The sequence below is a fragment of the Paracoccus litorisediminis genome, assembly GCF_009711205.1.
GTDB lineage: Bacteria > Pseudomonadota > Alphaproteobacteria > Rhodobacterales > Rhodobacteraceae > Paracoccus > Paracoccus litorisediminis.
Genome location: NZ_WMIG01000029.1, coordinates 33,721 through 40,952, shown reverse-complemented (window position 1 = coordinate 40,952; position 7,232 = coordinate 33,721). Strand labels below are relative to the sequence as shown.

The 7,232-nt window shown below is 65.1% G+C and carries 7 protein-coding genes and 1 pseudogene; 1 reads left to right on the top strand and 7 read right to left on the bottom strand.

What is annotated here, in order from left to right; genetic code table 11:
- Positions 1 to 207: 207 nt before the first annotated feature.
- A pseudogene (locus GL300_RS24080) lies at positions 208 to 496 on the top strand (3-keto-5-aminohexanoate cleavage protein); the annotation flags it as partial.
- 272 nt (positions 497 to 768) lie between these two features.
- Here GL300_RS24080 and GL300_RS24075 read toward each other — a convergent pair.
- From GL300_RS24075 to GL300_RS24045, 7 genes are read right to left on the bottom strand one after another with little or no spacing between them, the layout of a single operon-like run.
- Positions 769 to 1,989, bottom strand: coding sequence for an NAD(P)/FAD-dependent oxidoreductase (locus tag GL300_RS24075; protein ID WP_155042226.1), 1,221 nt, complete (start codon positions 1,987 to 1,989; stop codon positions 769 to 771).
- Between the two features lie 10 nt (positions 1,990 to 1,999).
- Positions 2,000 to 2,320: a 2Fe-2S iron-sulfur cluster-binding protein gene (locus GL300_RS24070; RefSeq protein WP_343043198.1), complete on the bottom strand. Its 321-nt coding sequence runs from the start codon at positions 2,318 to 2,320 to the stop codon at positions 2,000 to 2,002.
- A 27-nt stretch (positions 2,321 to 2,347) separates the two neighbouring features.
- Positions 2,348 to 3,532 carry a cytochrome P450 gene (locus GL300_RS24065; RefSeq protein ID WP_155042224.1) on the bottom strand — a complete coding sequence of 395 codons (1,185 nt, stop codon included), beginning with the start codon at positions 3,530 to 3,532 and terminating at the stop codon, positions 2,348 to 2,350.
- Between the two features lie 9 nt (positions 3,533 to 3,541).
- A complete protein-coding gene (locus GL300_RS24060) occupies positions 3,542 to 4,732 on the bottom strand; it encodes a cytochrome P450 (RefSeq protein ID WP_155042223.1) in 1,191 nt (396 codons plus the stop codon).
- Positions 4,729 to 5,448, bottom strand: a complete 720-nt coding sequence (locus tag GL300_RS24055) for an ABC transporter ATP-binding protein (protein WP_155042222.1) — start codon at positions 5,446 to 5,448, stop codon at positions 4,729 to 4,731. Before GL300_RS24055 ends, GL300_RS24060 begins: the two co-directional genes overlap by 4 nt.
- Entirely contained in the window at positions 5,441 to 6,193 is a 753-nt protein-coding gene (locus GL300_RS24050) for an ABC transporter ATP-binding protein (RefSeq protein ID WP_155042221.1), read from the bottom strand. The genes GL300_RS24055 and GL300_RS24050 overlap by 8 nt, the downstream gene beginning before the upstream one ends.
- A complete protein-coding gene (locus GL300_RS24045) occupies positions 6,190 to 7,224 on the bottom strand; it encodes a branched-chain amino acid ABC transporter permease (RefSeq protein WP_155042220.1) in 1,035 nt (344 codons plus the stop codon). The genes GL300_RS24050 and GL300_RS24045 overlap by 4 nt, the downstream gene beginning before the upstream one ends.
- Positions 7,225 to 7,232: the final 8 nt, after the last annotated feature.

Below are 7,232 nucleotides of genomic sequence, written 5' to 3'. Positions count from 1 at the left end.
GCGGAGATCTGGTGCGTGCGCTGCGCATCCCGGCGGCCGATCACCCCGGCACGGATGTCCTGGCAGAGTTGCAGCTTGAACGGGGTCGAATGCCGACGATAGGGTCCTCGTGATGTCATGAGCCTTCCCCGATCAAGGCCCGTTCAGCGTATCAGTTCTTCAGGGTCCCGGGGTCCAGCCCGAGGGGTTCACTCCAGGGTTCACTCCATATTTGACCTCTATATTGAGACGCTGAAGCGGCTTGCCCCCGACGCGCAGTGGTGTGCGGCGGGGATCGGCCCCGCGCAACTGTCCATCAACGAATGGTCAATCCGCAAAGGGGGGGCACACTCGTATAGGGCTTGAAGGCAATGTCCGCCTTGATCGCGAACGCCTCGCGCCGTCGAATGTGGCACTCGTGCGCCGTGCGGTTGGTCCTTGCGAAAAATATGAGCGTTCCGTCGCCAGTTGGCAGCAGGCCCGTGCCATTCTGGGTCTACCGATGCGAGGGGGCTGAGACGCTCCCTCGATCTGTTCTGAAATATTCTTGGAAGCCCGGTGGCGAAGTCCCGAACGGTAGTCATTCCGTTTAACGGGCTGCTGTCGCGCCCGATGATGTTGTCATTACCCCGGCTGCCGTCCGGGGTAATGACAATGCGATTGTGCCTGCCGGGGCGTTTCGTGACGCTTGAGCCGCAGGATTTCGGCCTGTCATGGGTCATACTGCCTGCCTGGCTCGGGCCATCAGCCTGCTTGGGCTAGATGGCGGGCTGATCGCGCCCCCCGGCCTCAGACAGGTTCCGCCATGGCTTTGACCGCCGCGCGCAGGTCGAAGCCGTGGGCTTCCAGCATCTCGAATGACGCGCCGATCAGACGTCGGCCCGCCATGTGAAGGGCGGGGGCGGATAGGGTTTCGACGGCGATCAGTCGGCCCGCCCGGAAAGCCAGTACCAAGAGCTCGGCCTGCGGCTGGGGCAGGGACATCACCCTGTCGGCCCCGGTCGAAAGCCCAGCGATTTGCAGCTTGAACTTGCCCTGATCGGACCAGAACCACGGCAGCGCGGCATAGTCTGCTGCGGAGCCATGCACCAGACGCCGGGCGATATGGCGGGCGTGATCGACCGCCGCCTGGACGGATTCCAGACGGATATGCACGCCATCCGGATCGGGGAAGGACGCGACATCCCCCAGCGCCGAGATGGCCGGGTCCGAGGTCAGCAATTGCCCGTCCACGCGGATGCCATTGTCGCAGACAAGCCCTGCATCCGCCGCCAGTTCGACGTTCGGACGCACCCCGGTTGCGACCAGCACCAGATCCCCTGCAATCTGGCGACCATCGCGCAAGGCGACACCGGCGGCGGCCCCGTGCGGGTCGTGCAGTATCGCATCGGCCAGCGCGTCAAAGATGATCGTGCAGCCCATCTCGCGGTGCAACTCAAGGAATCGCGCCGACATCCCGGGGGAAACCGCGCGGGCCATCAGGCGGGGGGAGGCCTCAATCACGGTGACGGCGACGCCTGCCGCGCGGGCCATGGCGGCGAACTCCAGACCGATGAAACCGCCGCCGATCACCACCGCATGACCTGTCGCGGCCAGACTGTCGCGGATATGGGCTGCGTCCGACAGGGTGCGCAACTCGACCACGCCCGGTGCGTCCAACCCCGCGATCGGCGGGCGAAAGTTCCGCGCGCCGGTGGCGAGGATCAGGTGATCATAGGCGTGGCGCGCGCCTGCTTCCGTCACGACCTCGCGGGTGACGCGCTCAATGCGGCTGACGCGGGTGCGGTCCTGCAAGCTGATGGCAGCGCGGTCGTAGAAGCTGGCGGGTTTCAGGGTCAGCGCGCCTGCATCGCCATTGGCCATATAGGCCTTGGACAGCGGTGGGCGCTGATAGGGCAGGCCGGGTTCCTCGCCCAATAGCAGGATCTGGCCCTGATAACCTTCTTGCCGCAGGCTTGAGGCAGCCTGTTGGCCGCCCTGACCGCTGCCGATGATGACGATGCGTTCCATCCCGCCCCCGTTACAGCTGCGATTCCGGCAGGTGGATCACCACCCCGTCCAGTTCCGGGCGCATCTTGATCTGGCAAGACAGCCGACTTGACGCCCGCACCTCGGAGGCGGCGCAATCCAGCAGGTCGCTTTCGCCATCCTCTTGCGGACCGACGGCGTCAGTCCATGCGTCGTCGACGTAGCAATGGCAGGTCGCGCACATCATCGAGCCGCCGCATTCGCCGATGACGCCATCGACATCGTTCTGGACGGCGGCGCGCATGATGCTTTCGCCCGCGGTGACCTCGACAGGGGTGACGGTACCATCGGCGGCGATGAAGGTGATTTTCATGGTCATTCTCCTTGCGGGAAGCTGGGGTCAGCCCAGTTTGACGGGCAGGTTGATTGGGCCGCGAAAACCAAAGCCGCGCCACAGCACGGTTTCGGGTTCGGGCAGGGTCATGTCGGGGAAGCGCTCGGACAGGGCTTCCAGCATGATCGCGCCGACGGTGCGCCGCGCGATATGGGCACCGCCGCAATGATGCGGCCCCGAGCCAAAGGACTGGTGCAGGTTTTTCGCGCGGAACGCGTCGAAGCGCTCGGGGTGGTCGAACAGGTCCTCGTCATGATTGGCCGAGGCCTGAATCGTCATCACCGTATCGCCCTTGGGGATGTAAAAGCCGCCGATCTCGACATCCTCGGTCACCAGCCGGGACGAGGCCTGAATGGGTGCGACCCAGCGGATGCCTTCCTCGAAGGCTTGCCCCCATTTGCCCGCGCGCCGGACCTCGGCCAGTTGCTCGGGCTCGGTCAGGAAGCCATAGACGATGGTCGAGAGCGCATCGCGCGGCTCGTTGATGCCCCCGCCGATGGCGATCTTGATATTGGCGATGATCTGGCTGGTCGGGATCGGGTTTTCGGCATTCACCATCACCGACAAAGCCGAGCGATCGGGTGCCACACGCACCCGCGCGATGGCCTTTTCCAGCAACGCGTCCATTTCGGCATTGGCCCGGTCCGAGATCTCGAAGGGCTCGGGTCGCCAGCCGAAATTCCCCGCGCCGTCGATCAACGCCTGTGACCAGAAGATCATCTGCTGGTCGCTCGCCTCGGGGATGCCAAGGATATGGGCAAGGATGCGGGCGGCAATCGGGCCAGAGAGATCGCGATGCAGGTCCACGATCTGCCCTTTCGGCAGGCGGTCCAGATATTCATCCGCAAGCTGGCGATATAGCGGGGCCCAGACTTCCTGAATGGTCTTGGGCATCAGGGCAGGGGCCATGGCCATGCGCTCGGCCAGATGCTCCTTGCCGTCCTTGCGCATCAAGGTATGGGCCAGAAAGGCGCGCTTCATCGGCGTGTTCGGATCGTCCGAGGAAAAAATCTCGGGCGTGTCCTTGACGAATTTGCAATCGGCGGCCTTGGTCAGAAAGGTCCGGCCGACCGATTTCACGCGCAGAACCGGGGTTTCCGCCCGCAGTCGCTTGTAGATCGGATAGGGCGCGACGGTCAGCTGGTCGATGGTGATCGTGTCGTCCAGCGGTGCAAGAAGATGATCCAGCATGGCAAGCCCTTAGCGGATATGCAGCGGTAGGGCTTTCAGCCCGCGCAGCGTGTTGTTGTAGGACCGGACGGGCATCCCCGCGATTTCGATGCCGGTCGCGTGGCGGGCCAAGGCCTCCAGCACGACCTCGCCCTCCAGCCGGGCGACAAGCTGCCCCACGCACATATGGACACCCGAACCGAAGCCGACATGACCGCTGGTCTTGCGGGTGATGTCATAGGCGTCCGCACGGTCCCAGCGGCGCGGGTCACGATTGGCCGAGGCCAGAAACATCAGCACCTTGGTCCCTTCGGGAAGCGGCACACCCGACAGTTCGGTCTCGCGGGTGGTGGTTCGGAAAAAGGTCTGGACCGGGCTTTCAAAGCGCACGGCCTCTTCAAAGGCATTGCGGGCCAGTTTCGGATCGGCGCGCAGCGCCGCGAATTGATCCGGAAAGCGTGCAAGACAGTAAAGCGCCGCGCCGATGCCGTTCACCGTGGTGTCGATGCCCGCCGTCAGCAGCGAGCGGACCAGCAGCGTCGCCTCATCTGCCGTGACCTCGCCGCTGTCGGCGGCGGCATGGATGCGTGCGCCGATACTGTCCGGGGACAAATTCTCGCGCCGGCATTGCTCGGTCACCCAGGCGATATGGGGGGCGGCACGCGCCATCGCCTCGCGGCGCAGGGCATTGTCCGGGCCAAAGGCGTTGAAGGCCAGACCCGCATAGGGCAGCAAGTGTTCGCGCCCGTCTTGCGTCAGCCCGATGCGGTCTGGAAAGACCGAAAGCGGAAAGGCTTCGGCCAGATCCGCGATGCCGTCGAGCTTGCGCCCGATCAGCCCTGCGACCATCGCATCGGCGGCAGCGGCAAAGCCGTCGCGCAACTCGCGCATGGTGACGGGCGACAGCACGCGGGCCAGGACCTTGCGGGCGCGATCATGTTCGGGCGGATCGGTTTCCAGCACCAGACTGGGCTGGCGCCACGGCTTTTCGCGGCTGAAATCCTGCAAGCCCACCCCGCGCGAGGAACAGAAGGTGCCCCAGTCGTTCAGGACCTGATGCACCTCGGCATGGCGCGCGACGGCATAGATGCCATAGCGTTCCAGCCAGACCACCGGCCCGGCCTCGCGCAGCCTTTCATGATCGGGAAAGGGGTTGTCGAAAAAATCGATGCTGAACGGGTCCAGATCCGAGCTTGGCAGGGATGCGATGTCGAGGCTCATGCGGCGGCTCCTTTGGCGATGACGCCCAGATGCTGTTCAAGTGGGCTTGGATCGGCCAGCAGCGCATCGCTGCGGGCCTGATGGACGATCTCGCCCCGGTCGAGGATCACGGCCCGGTCGGTGACCTTCAGGATCTTGCGGGCATGCTGTTCGACGATGATCGTGGCCAGCCCCTCGTCCCGGATGATTTGCCGGATCGAGGCCAGCAACTGCTCGACGATGATCGGGGCCAGCCCCTCGGTTGGCTCGTCCAGCAGTAACAGCCGTGGATTCAGCATCAGGGCGCGGCCCACCGCCAGCATCTGCTGCTCGCCGCCAGATAGCTGGTTGCCCATATTGGCGCGGCGTTCCTGCAGGCGCGGGAACATCGCATATATGCGGGGCAGGTCCCATTTGCCGGGGCGGGCGGTAGCGGTCAGGTTTTCCTCGACCGTGAGCGAGGGGAAGATGTTTCGTTCCTGCGGGACCCAGCCGATACCGGCATGGGCGCGGGCCTCGGGTGTCAGCCGGGTGATGTCGCGCCCGGCCAGCGACAGGTTGCCGCCAAAGCGCCGGGTGACGCCGATGATGCTGTCCAGAAGCGTGGTCTTGCCCACGCCATTGCGGCCCAGCACGGCCAGTGCCTCGCCCTGATCCAGACGCAGGGACAGGTTGGGGATCACGACGGCATCGCCATGGCCGACGCGCAGGTTCTGGATCGTCAGTAGTTCAGGCATGGGCATCGCTCCCCAGATAAACGGCCTGGACGCGCGGATCGGACATGATCTCGGACACGGTCCCGTCGGCAAAAAGTGCGCCGTTGACCAGAACGGTGATGCGCTCGGCGAACGCAAAGACCAGATCCATGTCGTGCTCGATCAGCAGGATCGACACGTCACGCGGCAATTGGGCGAGGGTTTCCAGCAGCTCGCCACGCTCGGCCTCGGGGACACCGGCGGCGGGTTCGTCCAGCAGCAGGACGCGTGGATTCGAGGCCAAGGCCAGCGCGATTTCCAGCAGGCGCTGCTTGCCATAGGGAAGCAGCCGCGTCGGGTGGTCCATGACCTCGGTCAGGCGGAAGCGCTCGATCAGGCCGGTGATCTCGTCAAGGATATCGGTGCGCGTCCCGACCCTGCGCCAGAAGTCGCGCCCGCCGCCCATGCGTTCGGACACCGCCAGCCCGATGGATTCGACCGGGGTCATCGCGCCGAACAGCTGGTTGATCTGGAAGGTCCGGCCCAGACCCAGCCGGGCGCGCTGGATCTGGCTTTTGCGGGTGATGTCATTGCCATCCAGCAGGATCTGTCCGCCATTGGCTGGCAACACCCCGGTCAGCAGGTTGACGAAGGTGGTCTTGCCCGCGCCATTCGGCCCGATCAGCGCATGGCGCGCGCCATGTTCCAATGTCAGCGACACCTTGTCGGTGGCAATGAGCCCGCCGAAGCGCTTCTCCAGCGCGATGGTCTGCAATGCGGCGCTCATGCCCGGTCCTCCCGGCGCAAGCGGCGCATCAGCGTGCGGGGCAGGGCGTTCAGGTTATCGCGCCCGATCAGCACGATGACCATCAGCACGAGGCCCATCCAGAACATCCAGTATTGCGGAGTAATGGCCGAGAACCAGTCCTGCAGCAGCTTGAAGGCAATCGCCCCGATCAGCCCGCCATACAGATAGCCGACACCCCCCAGCACCAGCACCAACAACACATCGGCCGAGCGGTGAAAGGCCAGCACGTCCAGCGACACGAACATCGTGGTCTGGGTCAACAATGCCCCTGCGACCCCGGCAATCAGCGCCGAAAAGGCGTAGATGCCAAGGATGCGCGGTCCCACCGGAATGCCCATGCTGCGGGCGCGCAGCGCATTGTCCCGGATCGCCAGCAGCGACAGACCGTAAGGCGAGGTCACGACCCGGCGCGCCAGCAGGAACAGCGCGAAGGTCACGATCAGGCAATAGGCATAGGCGGTGGTGCCGAACAGGTCGAACTCGAACCGGCCCAGCAGTGGGTTGATCGTCACCCCCTGCAAGCCGTCCGCGCCGCCGGTCAGCCATGCCGCGCGGTTCGCTGCCTCAAGCAGCAGCATGGCCACGCCCAGCGTCACCATCAGCCGCGTCAGGTCCGAGGCGCGCAGCAACAGCAGCGGCCCCGTCGCCAGCCCCAAAATCCCGGCGGCCAGCGCCGCAAGGATCAGACCGGTCAGCGGCTCTCCGGTCAGGTGGACCGAGACCAGCCCCGCGACATAGGCGCCAAGCCCGAAAAACGCGCCATGGCCCAATGAGACCACGCCCGCATAGCCGATGATCAGGTCCAGAGAGAGCGCGAAAAGCCCAAGGATCACGATCTCGGACAGCAGCAGATGTCGGTCGGGCAGCAGAAAGAAACTGGCCGCCGTCGCCAGCCAAAAGACGATCTCGGCCGGTTTCAGTCGGCCCCGGCGCAGCAGGTCGCGGCTGGCGCGCTGGCCTGCATCGGGACGCGCCGCGGTTGCCGGGTGGGAAAGGGTGGTGTCACTCATCAGGGTCA

Coding starts and splice junctions, on each gene's coding strand:
- GL300_RS24050 (WP_155042221.1), bottom strand. CDS start 6,193: ATGAGCGCCGCATTGCAGACCATCGCGCTGGAGAAGCGCTTCGGCGGG.
- GL300_RS24055 (WP_155042222.1), bottom strand. CDS start 5,448: ATGCCTGAACTACTGACGATCCAGAACCTGCGCGTCGGCCATGGCGAT.
- GL300_RS24065 (WP_155042224.1), bottom strand. CDS start 3,532: ATGCTGGATCATCTTCTTGCACCGCTGGACGACACGATCACCATCGAC.
- GL300_RS24060 (WP_155042223.1), bottom strand. CDS start 4,732: ATGAGCCTCGACATCGCATCCCTGCCAAGCTCGGATCTGGACCCGTTC.
- GL300_RS24070 (WP_343043198.1), bottom strand. CDS start 2,320: ATGAAAATCACCTTCATCGCCGCCGATGGTACCGTCACCCCTGTCGAG.
- GL300_RS24045 (WP_155042220.1), bottom strand. CDS start 7,224: ATGAGTGACACCACCCTTTCCCACCCGGCAACCGCGGCGCGTCCCGAT.
- GL300_RS24075 (WP_155042226.1), bottom strand. CDS start 1,989: ATGGAACGCATCGTCATCATCGGCAGCGGTCAGGGCGGCCAACAGGCT.